The sequence below is a fragment of the Gordonia polyisoprenivorans NBRC 16320 = JCM 10675 genome, from assembly GCF_000241325.1.
GTDB classification, from domain to species: Bacteria; Actinomycetota; Actinomycetes; order Mycobacteriales; family Mycobacteriaceae; genus Gordonia; species Gordonia polyisoprenivorans.
In genome coordinates, this window is the sequence record NZ_BAEI01000001.1 from 43,286 (window position 1) to 64,105 (window position 20,820).

Sequence of the window (20,820 nt, forward strand, 5' to 3'; positions counted from 1 at the left end):
AGCACGCCGAGAACGATCAACACGCCGCCGAGCAAAGCCGCCGGCGGGAGCCGATCGCCTGCGAGACGCCCGAAGATCCCCGCCCACACCGGTTCTCCGGCATAGATCACGGTCGCCCGCGTCGGGCTGACGTGGCGCTGGGCCCAGTTCATGGTCAACTGGATGACGATGCTCGCCGACGCCATCGCCAGCGCCGCACCCAGCCAGACCCAGGAGAACGACGGAACAGCTTCTCCGGCAACGGGCATGGCGGCAAAGCAGAAGACGCCACCGGCGAGCAACTGGATGATGGTGACGCGGGCGATGTCGACCCTGCCCGCGAAGAACCCGATCAGCACGATCTCACCGGCACACGCCACCGCTCCGATCACGGTCGCCAGTTCTCCAGTGCCGAAGCCGATCCCGCCACCGGTCCCACCGGCGAGCAGCATCAATCCGACGAAGGCCAGCACCACCCCCACCCAACTCATCACGCCCGGGGCCTTGCGGAAGATCGCCCATTGCGCCACCGGCACCAGCGGGACGTACAGCGCGGTGATGAACGCCGAGGCACTCGAGCTGATGGTTTGCAGGCCGAAGGTCTGCAGACTGTAGGCGACGGCCATCATCGCCCCGATGGCCAGCCCCGCCCCCATATCCGCGCGGGTGATCCCCCGCAACCTCCGCCCGAACACCACCAGGCCGAGGAGCCCGGCGAGCACGAACCGGAGTCCGACGAAGAACAACGGCCCGCTGTGCGCAACAGCGGTGTGGACGACGAGGAAGGTTCCTCCCCACACCGCGGTGACCGCGAGCAGCGCCGACTCCGGCCGGAGCACCAGCTCCGGCTTGCGCAACATAGTGCACCTGACCATGGTCGACAAGCTATCGGTACTATAGTGCGCATGGCAAATCGGGCGGACGTGTTGGCGCATGTGTCTCACAACCTTCGACACTTCCGTCAGGAGTCGGGCCTGAGCCAGGCGGCGCTCGCCGACGCATCGGGCATCAGTCGCCGGATGATCGTCAAGGTCGAGGGCGGGGACACCAACATCAGTCTGGCCAGCCTCGACCGGCTCGCCGAGGCACTCGAGGTCACCTTCGTCGACATGGTGCGCGACCCCGACACCCTCGGCGACGGCCCGACCGACCTCGACGTCCTCGCCTGGCGCGGCGACCACGAGGCGAGCGTCGGCCGGCTGCTCGCCAGCGTCCCCGCCTCCCAGGAATCACAGTTGTGGGCGTGGACCCTCGGCCCCGGTGATCGGTACGACGCCGAACCCGATCCACCCGGCTGGTGGGAGATCATCATCGTGGCCACCGGCCGACTACGGATCGAATTCGATTCCTCGGCAACCGAACTCGGCCCCGGCGAGAGCATCAGCTTCCCGAGTTCGCAGCCGTACCGCTATCTCAATGCCGCCGACGAGGTCACCCGATTCGCGCGCAGCGTCGTGCGCTGAGACCACACCGCCGACATCAGGAGGCCGATCCCGGGTGACCGATCCACAGCCGTCCGATCAGGACGAGACCGCCGCAGCACGCCATCTGGGCCACCTCGGTGCACTGCTGCTCGACGCGGGTCTGTCGGTCACCGACGTCCGCGCCGCACTCGAGCAGGCGGCCGACACGCACCCCCGCACGGCCCCGGCGTTGACATTCTCGGTTCTGCCCGAAGCCGTTCTCGTCACCAAGCCCGAGACCGGCACGGTCCGAATGTTCCACTCCGACGCCACCGAACTCTCCTTCCGGCAGTCGGCCCACGCGAGCAGACTGGTCCACGAGACGACCTCGGCGGCGGTGCCGCTCGACGGTCTGCCCGAACGAATCGACCGGATTCGTGCGATGCCGCGCACCCATCCGCAGCTGTCCTGGATCCTCGGCAGCGCACTGGTCGCCGGCGGGCTGGCCACGGTGTTCCGCTGCCCGTGGTGGGCGATCCTCATCGCGATGGCCGCGGGTGGACTGGTCGGGATCCTCAAGACGATCCTCGATCGGATCGAGAGTGGTGCCGCCATCGTGCCGTTCGTCGCCGCCTTCGTCTCGACCCTCGTCGTCGCCTCCGTCGCATCGGCGGTGGGTGCCGGCTCGGTGCCGTTGTTCGGGGTGTGTGCACCGATCGCGATCCTCGTGCCCGGCGCACTGATCACCAACGCCTTGCTGGAACTGACGGCCACCGACATCGTGACCGGTTCTGCGCGGCTGCTCTACGGGCTGATCATGCTCGGGTTCATGGCCGGCGGGATCGCCGCGGGCGCCGCGGTGACCGGCCTTCGGATCGATCCGGATTCCGCAGCGCTGCTCGGGCAGATCTCCTCGGTGGCGGGCAGCGGCGGGTGGCAAGCGCTACCACCGCTGTGGCTGTCGTGGATCGGCGTCGTCGCACTCGCCGTCGGTGTCGGCTGCGCCTTCGGCTCCGGAATGAAGCTCACCGTGCTCAGTGTCGGCGTGATGGTGTGCACCTACGCGGTGCTCACCGCGGCGTCCGCCTGGGTCGGCAATGTGGTGGCCACCGGGGTGAGCGCCGCGGTGCTGTTCGTCGCGGCCCGGACGATCGAACGACTCACCGTCGCCGTACCCGCGACCATCTCCTTTCAGCCCGCATTCCTACTGCTCGTGCCCGGCACCGTCGGTCTGGTCGCCCTCGCCTCCTTCGACACGCACGCATTGCAGACCACGCCCGCCACCTTCGCGAGCCTGTGCATCGGCATCAAGATCGGCGCGCTGGTCGCCGAGATCGGAACACCCGGCGACCGCGGCCGGCGGGCCTAACCGATCTCGATGAGCAGGTCCCCGGGCGCCACGGAGGTGACCGACCCGACGGCCACGCGGGTGACCTTGCCACCGACGGGCGCGGTGATGGTGGCCTCCATCTTCATGGCCTCGATGGTGCCGATCGCCGCACCGGCGGCCACCTCGTCGCCGACCTCCACCGAGATCGACACCACACCTGCGAACGGCGCCCCGACCGAACCCGGATTGGCCCGGTCGGCCTTCTCGGCAGCCTCCACCGCGGAGTCGATCGAACGGTCTCGCACCGCGATCGGGCGGAGCTGGCCGTTGATCACACACATCACGGTCCGCATGCCGCGCTCGTCGGCGTCGCTGATCGCCTCGAGGCCGATGAGCAGCACCACACCGGGTTCGAGTTCGACGTGGTGTTCTTCGCCGTACCGCAACCCGTAGAAGAACTGGTTCGCCGAGAGCCGTGAGGTGTCGCCGTAGGCCTCCTGGTGTTCGGTGAACTCCTTGGTGGGGCCGGGGAACAGCAAGCGGTTCAACGTTTCCTGCCGTGTCCGCCCCGCGACGTCGAGCGCCGCGGAGTCCTCGGCGGCGAGTTCGACCACCGGCTCGGCGGGGCGGCGACCCTCGAGTGCCTTGGTGCGCAACGGTTCCGGCCATCCACCGGGCGGGTCGCCCAACTCGCCGCGCAAGAACCCGATCACCGAATCCGGAATGTCGTAGGCGGCCGGATCGTTCGCGAAGTCACGCGGTTCGATGCCCTGGCCGACCAGCGCCAAGGCGAGGTCACCGACCACCTTCGAGGACGGCGTCACCTTCACCAGACGGCCCAGCATCGCATCGGCCGACGCGTAGGCCTCCTCCACGGCCTCGAAGCGATTACCGAGACCGAGGGCGATCGCCTGCTGCCGCAGGTTGCTGAGCTGACCGCCCGGGATCTCATGCGAGTACACCCGCCCGGTGGGCCCGGGAATCCCGGACTCAAAGGGCGCGTAGACCTTTCGGATCGCCTCCCAGTAGGGCTCGAGGTCGCACACCGCCGCCAGATCCAGACCGGTGTCGTGCTCGGAATGCGCGAAGGCGGCGACGATCGCCGACAGCGGAGGCTGACTGGTCGTGCCCGCCAGCGCCGCCGATGCCCCGTCGACCGCGTCGGCACCGGCAGTGACCGCCGCCAGATAGGTGGCAAGCTGACCACCCGGGGTGTCGTGGGTGTGCACGTGGATCGGCAGATCGAATTCGTTGCGCAGGGCGGTGATCAGCTTGGTCGCCGCGGGCGCACGCAGCAGGCCCGCCATGTCCTTGATGGCCAGGATGTGCGCTCCGGCGTCGACGATCTGCTCGGCCAGCCGCAGGTAGTAGTCCAGGGTGTAGAGGTCCTCGGCCGGGTTCGCCAGGTCACCGGTGTAGCTCATCGCCACCTCGGCGACCGCTGTGCCGGTCTCGCGGACCGCGTCGATCGCCGGGCGCATCTGCTCGATGTTGTTGAGCGCGTCGAAGATCCGGAAGATGTCCACGCCGGTGGCGGTGGCCTCGGCGACGAAGGCGGTGGTCACCTTCGTCGGATACGGGGTGTAGCCGACGGTGTTCGCGCCGCGCAGCAGCATCTGCAGGCAGATATTGGGCATCGCTTCGCGCAGCTGCGCCAACCGATCCCACGGATCTTCCTTCAGAAAGCGCAGCGCCACATCGTAGGTTGCGCCACCCCAGCACTCCACCGACAGCAGCTGCGGGGTCAGCGCCGCCACATACGGGGCCACGGTGATCAGCGCCGAGGTCCGCAACCGTGTCGCCAGCAGCGACTGGTGGGCGTCGCGGAAGGTCGTGTCGGTGACCCCGACGGCCGGCGAATCACGCAGTGCCCGGGCGAATCCCTCCGGGCCCAGCTCGGTCAGCCGCTGCTTGGAACCGGCAGGCGGCGCTCCGAGCACCGAACGCTCCACGGTGGGCAGCTTGTCCCGCGGGTACACCGTCGACGGCCGCTCACCGTGCGGCTTGTTGACGGTCACGTCGGCGAGGTACTCCAGGATGCGGGTACCGCGATCGGCCGATCCGCCGGTGGTCAGCAACCAGGGACGCTCGTCGATGAACGACGTCGTCACCCGCCCGGCCCGGAAATCCGGGTCGTCGAGAACCGCCTGCAGGAACGGGATATTGGTGGCCACACCACGAATCCGGAACTCTGCCAATGCCCGTCGGGCCCGGCGCGCAGCGGTCGCGAAGTCCCGGCCGCGGCAGGTCAGTTTGACCAGCATGGAATCGAAGTGGCCGCTGACCTCACCGCCGAGGTTGGCTCCGCCGTCCAGGCGGATACCGGCACCACCGGGCGTGCGGTAGGCGGTGATCCGCCCGACATCGGGCCGGAAACCGGCGGCCGGGTCCTCGGTGGTGATCCGGCACTGCATCGCCGCGCCGTGCACGGTGATCGCGTCCTGCGTCAGACCGAGGTCGGCCAGCGATTCACCCGAGGCCACCCGCAGCTGCGCACCCACCAGGTCCACATCGGTGATCTCCTCGGTCACCGTGTGCTCCACCTGGATTCGCGGATTCATCTCGATGAAGACATGTCTGCCCTGCTCGTCGACGAGGAATTCGACCGTGCCCGCACACGAGTAGCCGATCTGCCGGGCGAAGGCGACCGCGTCGGCGCAGATCCGTTCGCGCAGCACCGGATCGAGATTGGGTGCCGGGGCCAGCTCCACCACCTTCTGATGACGCCGCTGCACACTGCAGTCCCGTTCGAACAGATGGATGACGTCGCCGTGGGTGTCGGCGAGGATCTGCACCTCGATATGACGCGGATTGATGACGGCCTGCTCGAGGAACACCGTCGCGTCTCCGAAGGCCGCTTCCGCCTCGCGCGAGGCCGCCTCGATCGATTCCCGCAGAGTCGACGGGTCGTCGACGCGCCGCATCCCGCGGCCACCGCCACCGGCCACCGCCTTGACGAACACCGGGAACTGCATCTGTTCCGAGGCCGTCACCAACTCGTCGACATCCGACGACGGCTCCGAGGAGGACAGCACCGGAAGACCCGCGGCCCGTGCCGCCGCGATCGCCTGCGCCTTGTTGCCGGTCAGGTCGAGCACTTCGGCCCTGGGGCCGACGAAGGTGATGCCGGCCGCCGCGCATGCCCGCGCGAGACCGGCGTTCTCCGAAAGGAACCCGTAGCCGGGATACACCGCATCCGCGCCGCATCGCTGCGCCGCGCCCACCACCTCGTCGACCGAGAGATACGCGCGTACCGGATGCCCGGGGACGCCGATCTGGTAGGACTCGTCGGCCTTCAACCGATGCAGGGAGTTGCGATCCTCGTAGGGGAAGATCGCGACCGTGCGGGCGCCGAGTTCGTACGCCGCACGAAACGCCCGGATCGCGATCTCACCGCGGTTGGCCACCAGAACCTTGTCGAACATGCTGCTCATCCGTTTCTGTCGTTGTCCCGCTACAAATGGACCCGATGCACATGCCCCCACGGTGACCTTATCCCGCGGAGCCCAGCAGCAGGGCAACCAGTCCTAAGCAATGAGAACGCGTTGCGGCGGTCCGTCGTAGGACGACAGCGGACGGATCAGGGCATTGGCCGCGGTCTGCTCGACGATGTGCGCCGTCCAGCCGGTGATCCGGCTCATCACGAAGATCGGTGTGAACGAAGCGATGTCGAAGCCCATCAGGTGATAGGCCGGTCCGGTCGGGAAGTCCAGATTGGGCTTGATGCCGGTGCGACTCGACATCTCGTCGGCGAGCTCGTGATAGATCGCGAGCCACCGGGTATCGCCGAGATGGTGCGAGATCTCCTCGAGCGCAGCCTGCATCGTCGGCACGCGGGAATCACCATTCTTGTACACCCGATGGCCGAATCCCATGATTTTCTCTTTTCGAGACAGTTTGGCCTCCAACCATTCCCGTGCACGTTCGGGACGATCGATCTCGATCATGTCGTACATGACCGCCTCATTCGCCCCGCCGTGCAGCGATCCCTTGAGTGCTCCGATCGCCGCGGTGACCGCGCTGTAGATGTCGGACTGCGTGGAGGTGACCACACGCGCGGCGAACGTGGAAGCATTGAAGCTGTGTTCGGCGTAGAGCACCATCGACTTCTCGAATGCCCGGACGATCACGGGATCGGGCACCTCGCCGAAGCACATATTCAGGAAGTTCTCCGAATAGCCCAGTCCGTGATGCGGCGCAATCGGATCGAGGCCGCGGCGACGTCGCATGTCGGCGGCGACGATGGTCGGCAGGACCGCGAACATGCGTTGTGCCTTCTCGAGATTCGCCGACGGCGACGCGTTGTCCTCGTCGGGGTCCTCGGTGCCCAGGAAGCTGATCGCGGTGCGCACCACATCCATCGGATGGCAGTTCTCCGGAATGCGGGCCAGCACAGCCTGTGTCGAACGGTCGAGCCGACGGAGCGCTCGCTCCCGCTGGGTGAAGGCCGCCAGTTCGGCGTCGGTCGGCAACTCACCGTGCCAGAGCAGATAAGCGACCTGCTCGAACGAACAGTGCTGTGCGAGCTCCTGGACCGCGTAGCCACGGTAGGTCAGGGAATTGGTCTCGGGCACCACCTTCGAGATGGCGGTGGTGTCGACGACGACGCCGGCGAGGCCCTTGTGGATCGTCGGGGCTGATCGATCGGGGGCGGACCGAGTCGAAGTGGACTGAGTGGACGTGGGCTGGGTGGACGTGGGCTGGGTGGACGTGGACTGGGGAGACGCGGACTGGGGAGACGCGGAAGCGGTCTTGCTGGTCGGGCTCACGGCCGGGTTCCTTCCAAGGTGAAGTTGAACAGTTCGGAGTCGAAGGCGTTGTAGTCGGCGTAACGAAGCAACTCGTAGAGTCGGCTGCGATGTTGCATGTCGTCGAGCAGCCCGGATTGCGTTCCCGCGGAGTCGATCTCCCGCAGTCCGCGCTCGACTGCGCCCATCGCGATCCGCAAGGTGGTCACCGGGTAGATCACCGCGTTGTAGCCGACGTCGCGCAACTGCTCGGTGGTGAGCAACCGGGACTTGCCGAACTCGGTCATGTTCGCCAGCAGCGGCACGTCGACGGCGGCACGGAACTTCTCGAATTCAGCGAGATCGGTCAGCGCCTCGGTGAAGATCAGATCGGCGCCGGCGTCGGCGTAGGCCTTGGCCCGCTCGATCGCGGCATCGAGACCCTCGATGCCCGCGGCGTCGGTGCGGGCACAGATGACGAAGTCGTCGTCGCGGCGCGCCGACACCGCTGCCCGCAGCCGGCGCAGCATCTCGCCGGTGGGCACCACGTCTTTGCCGTCGAGGTGACCGCACCGTTTGGGGTTGACCTGGTCCTCGAGATGGCACCCGGCCAGCCCGGCGTCCTCGAGCGTGGCGATGGTGCGGGCCGCGCTCATGGGCTCACCGAATCCGGTGTCGGCGTCGATCAGACTCGGCAGGTCGGTGGAACGCGCGATCTGCGCACCGCGCCCCGCGACCTCCGTCAGGGTGGTGAGTCCGATGTCGGGGAGACCGAGGTCCGCCGAGAGGACCGCCCCGGAGATGTAGATGCCCTCGAAGCCGATGTCGGCGATCAGTTTCGCCACCAGTGGCGAGAAGGCACCGGGCCAGCGCTGCAACTCGCCGGATGCCAGGGCGGCACGCAGGGCCTTGCGCTTGTCCCCCGCGCACGTGCGGGCCGAGAACAGTCCCGATGTCGACTCGCTCATCAGAAGATCCCCGAACCGATGGTCGGCGCCTTGTCCAGAACGGTCGGCTCGACGCGCACATTCAGCGCGCCGAGCTCGCCCGCCCCGAGGTCGCCGAGCCCGGCAGCAGCCACCAGGAATCGCTGCTGCTCCTCCGCGTCGACCACCCCCTGCGCCATCGCCGCGAACTTCGCCTCGTAGGCAGCTCGCGCGAACGGCGCAGCGCCGAGCGGGTGGGCGTCGGCGACCGCGAGTTCATCGGTGATCACCTCACCGTTGGTCAGAGTGATCACAGCCTTGGCGCCGAACGCCTTCTCGGCCGGATCGGTGGAATGGTATCGGCGAGTCCACTCGGGGTCCTCGACCGTGGAGATCTTGCGCCACAGCGCAACCGTGTCCGGGCGGGCGGCGCGTTCGGGAGCGTAGGACGCCTCGTGATGCCACGTGCCGTCCTGCAATGCGACCGCGAAGATGTACATCACCGAGTGATCGAGGGTCTCCCGGCTGGCAGCCGGATCGAATTTCTGGGGATCCCCCGAGCCCGTACCGATCACGTAGTGCGTGTGATGGCTGGTGTGCAGGACGATCGACTCGATGTCGTCGAGGTTGCCGATGCGCTCACGCATACGCCGCGCCAGGTCGATCGGAGCCTGGCTCTGATATTCCGCGGAATGCTCCTTGGTGTAGCTGTCCAGAATGGCGCGCTTGGGTTCCCCCGGGCCGGGAAGCGGGATCCGGTAGGTCTTGTCGGGACCGCCCAGCAGCCACGCGATGACGCCGTCCTCTCCTTCCCAGATCGGCGCCGGTGCACCCTCGCCGCGCATCGCGCGGTCCACCGCCTCGATGGCGATCTTTCCGGCGTGTGCCGGTGCATACGCCTTCCAACTGGAGATCAGGCCCTTGCGGGACTGACGCGTCGCGGTGGTGAGATGTAGTGCCTGTCCGATCGCCTGGTAGATCGTCTCCTCGTCGAGCTCGAGCATGGTCCCCAGACCTGCCGCGACGGACGGTCCGAGATGGGCGACGTGGTCGATCTTGTGCTCGTGCAAGCACATTCCGCGGACCAGGTCGATCTGGATCTCGTAGGCCGTGGCCAATCCTCGAATGAGATCGGCACCCGAGGCACCCACGTGTTGGGCCACCGCGACCAGCGCCGGGATGTTGTCACCGGGATGCGAATACTCCGCGGCGAGGAAGGTGTCGTGGAAGTCGAGTTCGCGCACCGCCACACCATTGGCCCAGGCCGCCCACTCCGGCGAATACCGGCCGTCGACGCCGAAGACGGCCGCACCCGCGGCGCCTTCGGCAGGCGGGTGTGCCAACGCCTGTGCACGAGCACTGGTGACCGGGCGGCGGATCACCGAGGCGGCGCTGACCGCGGCATTGTCGATGATGCGGTTCACGACCATCTCCGCGGTCTCGGCGGGCACCGCGACCGGGTCGGTGGCGACCTCGGCGATCTTCTGCGCGAGATGCTCGGCTTGCGGGAAGTCCTCGGAGCTGCGGTGGGTCCGCACGTCGTGATTGATCATGTTCGCACCGTACGCAGACGGGACAGGTACGCGAAAGACCTGGCAGATGTGTAATTAGGTGGATATCTCGGTGGGTTCTTGCGAATGTTGTGAACGCCACGGCGGGTACTGTGCCTGCCATGGCGAAGATGTTCGTGGGCGCACGACTGCGCCGACTACGCGACGAGCGCGGCCTCTCGCAGGCCGCGCTGGCCCGGCGCATCGAGATATCGACGAGCTACGTGAACCAACTCGAGAACGACCAGCGCCCCATCACCGTGCCCGTCCTGCTCGCACTCACCCGCGAGTTCGAACTCGACGCCGACTACTTCGCCACCGACACCGATGCGCGGCTCGTCGCCGACCTCGCCGAGGCGCTCGGCGCACACAGCGATTCCGCCGAGGTGACGCGAGCGGAGATCACCGAACTCGTCGGACGCATGCCCGCGGTCGGACGAACACTGGTGGCGCTGCACCGCAGACTCACCGCCGCGACAACCGAACTCGAAACCTACGGCGGCCGGATCACCGACCCGGGAATCGCGAACGAGCCCATGCCGTTCGAGGAGGTGCGCGACTTCTTCTACGACCGCAAGAACTACATCGGCGCACTCGACGAGGCCGCCGAGCGACTCTTCGACGACGAGGACCTGCACATCGGCGGGCTCGATCTGCAACTGGCGCAGGTGATGCGGCGGCGCTTCGACATCCGCGTGTCGATCACCCATGACGCCGACCCGCATTCGGCCGTCACGGTACCCAAACGCCGATTCGACGCGGGCGAGAAGGTGATTCATCTCGCCGGCCGCCTGAGCGCCGGGCAACGCGCATTCCAGCTCGCCACCCAGCTGGCGCTGCTGGATCAGGGCGCCACCATCGACGACATCCTCGCCGGCGCCGAGAACCTCAGTACTGCAACGATTCCGGTCGCACGCATCGGTCTCGCCAACTACTTCGCCGGAGCGCTACTGCTGCCCTACGAGCGCTTCCGCTCCGCCGCGGAGAACGCCCGCTACGACATCGAACTGCTGAGCCTGGGCTTCGAGGTCGGCTTCGAGACGATCTGTCATCGGCTCTCGACCCTGCAGCGCCCCGGCAGCCGCGGCATACCGTTCATCTTCGTCCGTACCGACCGGGCCGGAAACATCTCGAAACGGCAGTCGGCCACGGCGTTTCACTTCTCCCGCGTCGGCGGGAGCTGCCCGCTGTGGGTGGTGCATGACGCCTTCGCCACGCCGGGGCGCATCGTGACCCAGGTGTCGCAGATGCCCGACGGCCGTTCGTACTTCTGGCTCGCCCGTACCACGGGCGACCATCACGGCTTCCTCGCCCCGCGCACCGGCTTCTCGATCGGCCTGGGCTGCGACCTCGCCCACGCCGATCGACTGGTGTACTCGACCGGCGTCGATGTGACCGACACCCGGATGACCGTGCCGATCGGCGCGGGATGCAAGGTCTGCGACCGCCCGGCCTGCCCGCAGCGGGCCTTCCCACAGCTCGGCCGGGCCATCCACGTCGATGCCACCATCGGCGACGCCGTCCCCTACCGCCCGGCGCCCATGTGACTCCTCCGGCGATGCCACCGATCGCTCGCTCGGCGGCGTCGGATAGCGTGAGCGGCGGAGGTTGATGCTGGTGTCGGCGACGAATCGCGCAGGGGGATACGAGTCAGGAAGATCTGGGTCAGCGGGTCCTGAGTCCGCGGGCCATCCGCAGACCCACCCGCGCGCAGCCGTCGCGGTGCTGTGCGCGGCCGGGATCGTGGTGGCGTTGATGCAGACGATCATCGTGCCGCTGATCCCGCAATTGCCCGACCTCTTACACGCCGCGCCGTCGGACACCACCTGGGCGCTCACGATGACATTGCTGGCCGGGGCGGTCATCACCCCCATCGGCGGACGACTCGGTGACATGTACGGCAAGCGGCGGATGCTGCTCGCCAGCATGGGATGCGTTGCCGCCGGATCGATCCTGTGCGCACTGTCGAGTGCACTGCTGCCCTTCCTCATCGGACGCGGCCTGCAGGGACTCGGATTCGGCACCATCGCACTGGGTATCAGCGTGATGCGCGATATCGTGCCGGCCCGCCACCTCGGCTCCTCGGTCGGCACGATGAGCGCATCGTTGGGCATCGGCGGGGCGCTGGGACTGCCGGTGAGTGCGTTCATCGCCCAGAACATCGGGTGGCACGCTCTGTTCTGGTTGTGCGCCGGCGCCGCGGGCATGGCCGCGGTCGGGATAGCCCTGACCGTCCCGGAGAGTCGCGGCCGGGCCGGTGGCCGTTTCGATCTCCTCGGCGCCGTCGGTCTGGCGGCGATGCTCGTGTGTCTGCTCCTTCCGCTCTCCAAGGGCGCGAGCTGGGGCTGGGCCTCGCCGACGACGCTCGGCGTGTTGATCACCTTCCTGATCGTCGCCGCCACCTGGTGGCGCTGGGAGCGGCGCCGCAACACCCCGCTGATCGACCTGCGGGTCGCTCTCGACAGGCCGGTCCTGCTGACCAATACCGCGTCGGTGGCCACCGGTTTCGCGTTCTACTCCATGCAGTTGATGCCCATCCAACTCCTCATGGCCCCAGCCGGCGCACCCATCGGTCTGGGCTTCGACATGCTGATGGCCAGCCTCGTCCTCGCCCCCAGCGGCATCCTCATGTTCGTGTTCTCCCATGTCAGCGCCTGGCTGACCGACCGCGCGGGCCCGCGGGTCTCGCTGGCCGTCGGCGGCCTGGTGATCGGCCTCGGCTACGTCGTGTTCCTCGTCCTGCTGCTCACCGGCGGATTCACGTGGTGGATCATGCTCATCGTCGCCTGCCTCACCGGAGCGGGCCTCGGCATCGCTTACTCGGCGATGCCCGCGCTGATCATGCGCGCGGTACCGGTCGCACAGACCGGCGAGGCCAACGGGGTCAACGCACTCATGCGTGTGGTCGGTACGTCCACCTCGGCCGCGGTGGTGGGCATGGTGCTGACCTGGTCGGCGGTGCAGATCTCGGTACCCGGTGGCGCGATCGTCGTCCCCGACACCAACGGCTACCTCATCGCGTCGATCGTCTCGCTGGTCGCCTGTGTCGTCGCCGCAGCGCTGGCGATGGCCATCCCCACATCGCGTCGACTCGAGATCGAAACGATCGACACGCTCGGTGGTCGCGATCCGTCGAGCCGTGATGACCCGGAAGGCACCATTGGCACCGATGAGACCGACCGTGCCCATGAGATCCGCGGCGAAATATCGCCGTAACGGAATCGTCGTAGCGTGTGGCGGTGGCTGGAACCCTCATTCACGACGCACAGGTCATCACCGTTGACGAGCACCGCCGCGAGCTGTCGTCGGCGTGGGTGCTGATCGACGGCGCCACCATCGCCGCGGTGTCCACCGACCCGATCGACGACCTTCCCACCGAGGTGACCCACGTCGACGGCAGGGGCTGTGTGCTGACCCCGGGCCTGGTGAACACCCATCACCACCTCTACCAATGGATCACCCGGGGACTCGCCGCCGATCACACGCTGTTCCAGTGGCTGACGACGCTCTACCCGATCTGGGCCGGGATCGACGAGACCGCAGTCCACACCGCCGCGCTGGGCGGGATCGGCCAGCTGGTGATGTCGGGCTGTACGACCACCACCGACCACCACTACGTCTTTCCCCGTGAGGGCGGCGATCTCCTCGGCGCCGAGATCGGTGCCGCGGCCACCATCGGCGTCCGATTCCATCCGACCCGCGGGTCGATGGACCTCTCGGAGAAGGACGGTGGCCTGCCACCCGATTCGGTGGTGCAGGGCATCGACGAGATCCTCGAAGCCTGCTCCGACGCCGTCGCGCGCTGGCACGACCCGCGCCCCGGTTCCCTGCTGCAGATCGCTCTCGCTCCGTGCTCCCCGTTCTCGGTCACCACCGACCTGCTCCGCGAGTCCGCCTCGCTGGCACGCGAACTCGGCGTGCGGATGCACACCCATCTGGCCGAGTCGCCGGACGAGAACACCTACTGCGACCAGCATTTCGGTTGCACGCCGCTGCAGTACATGGAGTCGGTGGGATGGGTCGGCGACGACGTGTGGTTCGCCCACGGCATCGAATTCGCCGACGACGAGATCGCACGTCTGGCCGCCACCTCGACCGGGGTCGCGCACTGCCCGACCTCCAATGCCCGTCTGGGCAACCGGATCTGCCGCACCCGCGAGCTCGTCGATGCCGGTGTACCCGTCGGACTCGGTGTCGACGGCGCGGCCTCCAACGAGTCGGCGCGACTGCTCGAGGAGGCGCATCAAGCGGTGCTGATGGCGCGCGCCCGTGGTGGTCCGACCGCTCTGACCACCCGCACCGCGATCGAGTTGGCCACCCTCGGTGGTGCCCGGGTCCTCGGGCGCGACAAGGAGATCGGGTCGATCGAGGTCGGCAAACTCGCCGATCTCGTGCTGTGGGATCTGAGTGGACCAGCGCACGCGGGCATCGACGATCCGGTCGCCGCCCTGGTACTGGGCGCCATCCCACCGATTCGCGGCACCTGGGTGGGCGGGCGCCGTATCGTCACCGACAACGACCTGGTGACCGCCGACCTCGACGCGGTGGCCGCCGACTGCGCCGCCGAGCATCGTCGCCTGCTGGACAAGGCCGGATAGGAGGAGTCGTGGACCTCAACACCATCAGCTCGTATCGCCACGCGCACACACGCGACGACCTGGCGCTCGCGCCGGGCGAGCGGATCGTCGCGGGCGGAACATGGTTCTTCAGCGAGCCGCAGGTGGACGCGACCGGCGTCGTCGACATCACCGGGATGGGGTGGTCCGACGTCGAGGATCTGCCCGATGGCGGTCTTCGTGTCGCGGCCACCTGTCCGATCGCGACTCTCGCCTCGTTGCCCGAGCGGCCCGAGTGGCGCGCCCACCCCCTGTTCTTCCAGTGTGCGACAGCGTTGTTGGCGTCGTTCAAGATCTGGAACGTGGCCACCGTCGGTGGCAACATCTGCCGCTCGTTCGCGGCCGCGTCGATGGTGTCGTTGGCCGTCGCCCTCGATGCCGAGGCGCTGATCTGGCCCCCCGCCGGGGGTGAGCGCCGCGTGCCGGTGGCCGAACTGGTCACCGGCAACGGCACCAACACCCTGGGACCGGCAGAGGTGCTGCGCGCCATCGACTTTCCGGGTTATGCGCTGCGCGCCCGGACCGGTATGCGCAAAATCGCACTTGCCGAGCTCGGGCGCTCCGGTGCGGTGGTCACCGGGCGCGTCGACGAGGACGGCACCGCGGTGTTCGGCATCACCGCGGCCACCGGGTGGCCGACGGTGCTGCGCTACCCGACGCTGCCCGATGCGGAGGTACTGCGCGCCGACATCGACTCCGCGCCCGGCTATTACACCGATCCGCTCGGCTCTGCGGACTGGCGCCGCGCAGTCAGCGCGGTGCTCGCCGACGAGATCCGGGCAGAACTCGCCGCCGACCCCGGTCGGGGGTGGTGACCGTGCACATGGAGATCAACGGCGAATCCGTCGATACCCAGCCCCGTCCGGGCCAATGCCTACGAACGCTGTTGCGCGACAACGGTCATTTCGAGGTCAAGAAGGGCTGCGACGCCGGCGACTGCGGCGCATGCTCGGTGCTGGTCGACGGCACACCCGTGCACTCGTGCATCTTTCCGGCGGTGCGCGCCGACGGCGCGTCGGTGACCACCGTGTCCGGCCTGGGCACCCCGGGCGCTCTGCATCCCATGCAGCAGTCCTTCGTCGACAACTTCGGGTTCCAGTGCGGTTTCTGCACCGCGGGGATGATCCTCACCGCGTCCACCCTCGAGGCCGCCGACCTCGACGACCTACCGCGGCGGATGAAGGGAAACCTGTGCCGCTGCACCGGCTATCGGGCCGTCGACGCCGCCATCCGGGACGGGATGGCACGAGCCGAGCGCACCCATTGCCCGGACGCCACGACCCGCGCCGACTCCGCCGCGAGCTCGTGCGGCGTCGGAGCGTCCGCCAATCCCCTTGCCGCGCAGCGCGTCGTCACCGGCACCGAGCCCTACACCTTCGACATCGACGTGCCCGGTACGCAGTTCCTGCGCGTACTCGGCTCCCCGCATCCGCACGCCCGGATCACCGCCATCGACACCGCGGCGGCATCGTCGGTGCCCGGCGTCTCGCTCATCCTGACCCACGAGAACGTGAGCACCCGACGGTTCTCCACCGCCCGGCACGAGTCCCGCGACGACGATCCCGACGACACCCTCGTCCTCGATCCGGTGGTGCGATTCGTCGGTCAGCGCGTGGCCGCCGTCGTCGCCGACACCGCTGCGGCCGCCGAGGAGGCGTGTCGCCTCATCGAGGTGACCTACGAGCTGTTGCCCGCCGTGTTCGATCCGGAGGAAGCCCGGCTGCCGGGCGCGGCACTCGTGCACCCCGACCGCACTCCCGAGGATCGTGTCGTCGACGCCGACCGTAATGTGATCGCGGCATTCCACGAGGGATTCGGCGGTGATGTGGTTGCCGCACTGGAGGACTCGGCGGTTCGGGTCGGGGGTACATGGAAAACCGGGCGGGTGTCGCACGCCCAGTTGGAAACCCACGGAACCCTCGGCTGGATCGATGACGACGGTCGTCTGGTGCTGCGAACCAGCACCCAGGTGCCGTTCCTGGTGCGCGACGAGCTCGCGTTGTTGCTCGAATTGCCACCGGAGCGGATTCGGGTCTTCGCGGCGCGCGTCGGTGGCGGTTTCGGCGGCAAGCAGGAATTGCTCACCGAGGATATCGTCGCCCTGGCCGTCCTCCGTACCGGCCGGCCGGTGGCCTATGAGATGACGCGCACCGAGGAGATGACGCGCACCACCTACCGGCATCCGTTCCGGGTGGGCGTCGAACTCGGTGCGGACGAGACGGGGCGACTGACCGCGATGAAGGTCGACGTCCTGTCCGACACCGGCGCGTACGGCAACCACGCGATCGGGGTGATGTTCCATGCGTGCGCCGAGTCGGTGTCGGTCTACAACTGCCCGGTGAAGCGGATCGACGCCGAGGTCGTCTACACCAACAATCCGCCGTCGGGTGCGTTCCGTGGTTACGGGTTGGGACAGGTGATCTTCGCGATCGAGAGTGCGATGGACGAGTTGGCGCTGACGCTCGACATCGATCCGTTCGAGTTGCGCAGACGCAATGCGGTGGCCGACGGTGATCCATTGCTCATCGCCCACCCCGAGCCCGAAGACGACCTGGTGTACGGCAGCTACGGTCTCGACCAGTGCCTCGACCTCGCGCAGGCCGCCCTGGCACGCGGCAACGGTGTGGCCCCGCCGGCCGGCCCGCGCTGGCGGGTCGGCGAGGGTATGGCGCTGGCCGCCATCGCGACGATGGCCCCCCGCGGGCATCATGCGACCGTCACGGTGGCCGTCGACGCCGACGGCACCTACCACATCGGCTCGGGCACAGCCGAATTCGGCAACGGCACCACCACCGTACAAGCCCAGATCGTGGCCAGCGCGATGTCGACCGAGTTGTCCCGGGTGTCGTTGCGCCACGGCGACACCGATGCCGCCGCCTACGACACCGGAGCGTTCGCCTCGGCCGGCACCACGGTGGCCGGCAAGGCCGTCCACGGCGCGGCCCTGCGGTTGCGCGAACTGCTGGTCGAGGCGGCCACGAGGCTGTCGGGACGCGATGCCGCCGACGTGCGCCTGTGCCCGGACGGAGCACTCGTCGATGCCACGGTGATCGGTTTCGGCGATCTGATCGCTGCTGTCGACGCCGAGCACCGGCAGGAGTCGGCGACCGGACCGCGCGTCGTGGCGACCGGCATCGAACGGGGCGATCTGCGCTCGATCGCGTTCAACGTCCAGGCTTTTCGGGTCGCGGTGAACACCGAGACCGGTGCGGTGGCGATCCTGCAGTCGGTGCACGCCGCCGACGCGGGCACGGTGATGAATCCCCAGCAATGTCTCGGCCAGGTGGAAGGCGGTGTGGCGCAAGGCATCGGCTCGGCGCTGTACGAGGAGATCATGCTCGACGGCAAGGGCGTACCGCTGACACCGGTTCTGCGGACCTATCGGGTACCGCAGATGGCCGACATCCCGGTCACCGAGGTGATGTTCGCCGAGACCTCCGACCGCCTCGGACCCTACGGCGCGAAGTCGATGAGCGAATCGCCGTTCAACCCGGTGGCGGCAGCTCTGGCCAATGCCATTCGGCGCGCCATCGGCACCCGTCCGTACGAGACCCCCATGTCCCGTGACCGGATCTGGCGACTCGGCCGGACATGAGTTTTCGGCTACCCGAACTTTTTGTTTCGCACGACTTGATCACTGGCCGCCGGTGTGCCACATTGAGCTGGTGAGCCAGGTGGACACCCGCGGGAGCGGATCGGAGGCCGGATCGACGCGCGGCCGCATACACGGCCGCCGGATGCGCTCGTTGCGTCACGTGGCGCTGTTCGGCCCGGCCTTCGTCGCAGCCATCGCCTACGTCGATCCCGGCAACGTCGCCGCCAACATCACCGCGGGCGCGCGCTACGGCTTCCTGCTGGTGTGGGTGCTCGTCGTCGCCAATCTCATCGCGATGCTCATCCAGTATCAGTCGGCCAAACTCGGCATCGTCACCGGCCGCAGCCTGCCCGGTCTCCTCGGAGAGCGGCTGAGTCGCCGCAAACGCCAAGTATTCTGGGTTCAGGCCGAGGTGGTGGCGATCGCCACCGACCTCGCCGAGGTCCTCGGCGGCGCGATAGCCCTGCAGTTGCTGTTCGACCTGCCCCTCGTCCTGGGTGGGGTGATCGTGGGCATCATCTCGACGCTGATGTTGTTGCTGCAGAACCCTCGCCGCCAACGCGTCTTCGAGACGGTGATCGTGGGCATGCTGGCCATCATCGTGGTCGGCTTCCTCGCGGGGCTCGTGGTGAACCCGCCGACCGCCGGCGATGTGCTCGGCGGGATGATCCCCCGTCTCGAGGGACCCGAGACGGTGTTACTCGCGGCATCGATGCTGGGTGCGACGGTCATGCCGCACGCCATCTATGTCCATTCGGCGCTGGTCATCGATCGCCACGGGGTCACCGAAAGTCTGCCCCGGCGACGCAAACTCGTACGCGTGACCCGGTGGGATGTGGTGATCGCCCTGACCGTCGCCGGCGCCGTCAACATCGCCTTGCTGCTTCTGGCCGCGCAGAACTTGCTGGGCAAGCAGGGCACCGACACCATCGAGGGCGCCTACCATGCCGTGGCCGACTCGATGGGGCCGGCGATGGCGACCATCTTCGCGATCGGTCTGCTCGCGAGCGGCCTGGCCGCCACCTCGGTGGGATCGTCGGCGGGTGCGGCGATCATGGCCGGGCTTCTGCACAAGCGGGTGCCGCTGCTGGTTCGCCGACTGGTCACGCTGATCCCCGCCCTGGTCGTTCTCGCTGTCGGGGTCGATCCCACATGGGCACTGGTGCTCTCACAGGTGGTGCTGAGCTTCGGCATCCCGTTCGCGATCATCCCGCTGGGCCGGCTGACGTCCGACCGCTCGATCATGGGCGAGTTCGCCGACGGCTGGCCGCTGCGCATCCTGGCAACCGTTGCGTCGGCAATGATCGTGCTACTCAACATCGCGTTGATCGTGCTGGTGTTCACCGGCGCGTGAGGTGACCGAGAACGACTCGCAGTACCACACGGATCGTCTCGGTCCACCGATCGCCGGGGCGATTCGCGGCCGACGGCGTCGAACCCCCGGAGGTATCCCGGTGGCCCGTCCACCGCCCGTCAGGCCAGGAGCCCCTTGGCGACGTGGGTCACCTGGATCTCGTTGCTGCCGGCATAGATCATCAGCGACTTGGCATCGCGCGCAAGTTGTTCGACGCGGTACTCGGCCATGTAACCGTTGCCGCCGAAGAGCTGCACGGCCTCCATCGCGACATCGGTGGCCGCCTTCGACGAGTAGAGCTTCATCGCCGACGCCTCGGCCAGACTCAGCGGCTTACCGGCCTTGGCCCGCTCGATCGCACTGAAGAGCATGTTCTGCACGTTGATCCGCGCCACCTCCATCTCGGCGAGTTTGAGCTGGATCAGCTGGAAGCGCCCGATCTCCTGGCCCCACAGCTTGCGGTTCTTCGCGTAATCGACACTCAGGCGCAGACATTCGTTGATGATGCCCATCGACAGCGCCGCGATCCCGATACGCTCGGCGGTGAAACCGGATTTCGCCCCCTCGGCGCCGCGCGCGTCGGACCCGGTGTCCTCGGTCTCGCCGAGCAGCCGGTCCCGACCGAGGCGGACGTTGTCGAAGAACAGCTCGCCGGTGGGCGAACTCATCATGCCCATCTTCTTGAACGCCTTGCCCTGGGTGAGTCCGGGCATCCCCTTGTCCAGAACGAACGAGAGCACCTTGCGATCGCGCATGGGGGTATCCGAGCCGTCGTCGAGTTTGGCGAAGACCACGATGGTGTCGGCGTACGGGCCGTTGGTGATGAACGTCTTCTGTCCGTTCAACAGATACTCGTCACCATCGCGGCGCACGGTGGTCTTCATGCCGCCAAGGGCGTCGGAGCCGGAGTCGGGTTCGGTGATCGCCCAGGCCCCGACCTTTTCCATGGTGACCAGCTCGGGCAGCCACCGCTTCTTCTGCGCGAGGGTGCCCTTACCCCGGATCGCCGACGCCGTCAGGCCCATGCTGACGCCCATCGAGCCGACCAGACCGAGACAGACCCCGGCCAGTTCGATGTTGACGATCATGAACATCGACCCGGCCATGCCGGCTCCGCCGCCGCCCGCAGGCTTCTCGCCGGCCGCCTCGGCCTCGAGTTCCTTCTCCAGCGCGTCCTTGGCCATGGCGTCGACACCGAAGGTGGACAACAGTTTTCGGGTGATGTCGTAGGGCGGGAGCTGGCCGGTCTCGAGCTCGTCGATGTGCGGCCGGATCTCCTTGTCGATGAACGCCCGCAAGGCGTCGCGCACCATCAGATCTTCATCGGACCACTCGAACAT

Annotated in this window: 13 protein-coding genes and 1 pseudogene; 8 read left to right on the forward strand and 6 right to left on the reverse strand. The window is 67.8% G+C overall.

What is annotated here, in order from left to right:
- Positions 1 to 8 precede the first annotated feature (8 nt).
- Positions 9 to 914: pseudogene (locus tag GOPIP_RS00215) on the reverse strand (DMT family transporter); the annotation flags it as partial.
- Here GOPIP_RS00215 and GOPIP_RS00220 point away from each other — a divergent pair.
- The gene (locus GOPIP_RS00220; protein ID WP_020171700.1) at positions 885 to 1,442 is read left to right on the forward strand and encodes a helix-turn-helix domain-containing protein; all 558 of its coding nucleotides are present in this window, start codon (positions 885 to 887) and stop codon (positions 1,440 to 1,442) included. The pseudogene GOPIP_RS00215 and the gene GOPIP_RS00220 overlap by 30 nt on opposite strands.
- Before the next feature lie 34 nt (positions 1,443 to 1,476).
- A complete protein-coding gene (locus GOPIP_RS00225; RefSeq protein ID WP_006367464.1) occupies positions 1,477 to 2,751 on the forward strand; it encodes a threonine/serine exporter family protein in 1,275 nt (424 codons plus the stop codon).
- On the opposite strand, the gene GOPIP_RS00230 is transcribed toward GOPIP_RS00225, so the two are convergent.
- The 4 genes from GOPIP_RS00230 to prpD all read right to left on the reverse strand — a co-directional run bounded on the left by GOPIP_RS00230 (position 2,748) and on the right by prpD (position 9,918).
- The gene (locus GOPIP_RS00230) at positions 2,748 to 6,137 is read right to left on the reverse strand and encodes a pyruvate carboxylase (RefSeq protein WP_006367465.1); all 3,390 of its coding nucleotides are present in this window, start codon (positions 6,135 to 6,137) and stop codon (positions 2,748 to 2,750) included. The two genes, GOPIP_RS00225 and GOPIP_RS00230, sit on opposite strands and share 4 nt — an antisense overlap.
- 102 nt (positions 6,138 to 6,239) lie before the next feature.
- Positions 6,240 to 7,481 carry a bifunctional 2-methylcitrate synthase/citrate synthase gene (locus GOPIP_RS00235; protein ID WP_006367466.1) on the reverse strand — a complete coding sequence of 414 codons (1,242 nt, stop codon included), beginning with the start codon at positions 7,479 to 7,481 and terminating at the stop codon, positions 6,240 to 6,242.
- Positions 7,478 to 8,407 (reverse strand): methylisocitrate lyase, encoded by a 930-nt coding sequence (prpB, locus tag GOPIP_RS00240; protein WP_006367467.1) that lies wholly within the window; start codon positions 8,405 to 8,407, stop codon positions 7,478 to 7,480. The genes GOPIP_RS00235 and prpB overlap by 4 nt, the downstream gene beginning before the upstream one ends.
- Positions 8,407 to 9,918 (reverse strand): 2-methylcitrate dehydratase PrpD, encoded by a 1,512-nt coding sequence (gene prpD / locus GOPIP_RS00245; protein ID WP_006367468.1) that lies wholly within the window; start codon positions 9,916 to 9,918, stop codon positions 8,407 to 8,409. Before prpD ends, prpB begins: the two co-directional genes overlap by 1 nt.
- A 119-nt stretch (positions 9,919 to 10,037) precedes the next feature.
- Between prpD and GOPIP_RS00250 the strand changes: the two genes are divergently transcribed.
- From GOPIP_RS00250 to GOPIP_RS00275, 6 genes are all read left to right on the forward strand, one after another.
- Entirely contained in the window at positions 10,038 to 11,462 is a 1,425-nt protein-coding gene (locus GOPIP_RS00250; protein ID WP_006367469.1) for a short-chain fatty acyl-CoA regulator family protein, read from the forward strand.
- Positions 11,463 to 11,526: 64 nt separating this feature from the next.
- Positions 11,527 to 13,131 (forward strand): MFS transporter, encoded by a 1,605-nt coding sequence (locus GOPIP_RS00255; protein WP_210739044.1) that lies wholly within the window; start codon positions 11,527 to 11,529, stop codon positions 13,129 to 13,131.
- Between the two features lie 17 nt (positions 13,132 to 13,148).
- Positions 13,149 to 14,513 (forward strand): 8-oxoguanine deaminase, encoded by a 1,365-nt coding sequence (locus GOPIP_RS00260; RefSeq protein WP_006367471.1) that lies wholly within the window; start codon positions 13,149 to 13,151, stop codon positions 14,511 to 14,513.
- 8 nt (positions 14,514 to 14,521) lie between these two features.
- Positions 14,522 to 15,346, forward strand: a complete 825-nt coding sequence (locus tag GOPIP_RS00265) for an FAD binding domain-containing protein (RefSeq protein ID WP_006367472.1) — start codon at positions 14,522 to 14,524, stop codon at positions 15,344 to 15,346.
- A gap of 2 nt (positions 15,347 to 15,348) precedes the next feature.
- Complete coding sequence (locus GOPIP_RS00270; RefSeq protein WP_006367473.1) at positions 15,349 to 18,126, forward strand: molybdopterin-dependent oxidoreductase; 2,778 nt, start codon at positions 15,349 to 15,351, stop codon at positions 18,124 to 18,126.
- A gap of 70 nt (positions 18,127 to 18,196) precedes the next feature.
- The gene (locus tag GOPIP_RS00275; protein ID WP_373278815.1) at positions 18,197 to 19,480 is read left to right on the forward strand and encodes an Nramp family divalent metal transporter; all 1,284 of its coding nucleotides are present in this window, start codon (positions 18,197 to 18,199) and stop codon (positions 19,478 to 19,480) included.
- Positions 19,481 to 19,599: 119 nt separating this feature from the next.
- Here the strand turns inward: GOPIP_RS00275 and GOPIP_RS00280 are convergent, their stop codons facing one another.
- On the reverse strand, positions 19,600 to 20,820 hold the full coding sequence (locus GOPIP_RS00280) for an acyl-CoA dehydrogenase family protein (protein ID WP_006367475.1): 1,221 nt from the start codon (positions 20,818 to 20,820) through the stop codon (positions 19,600 to 19,602).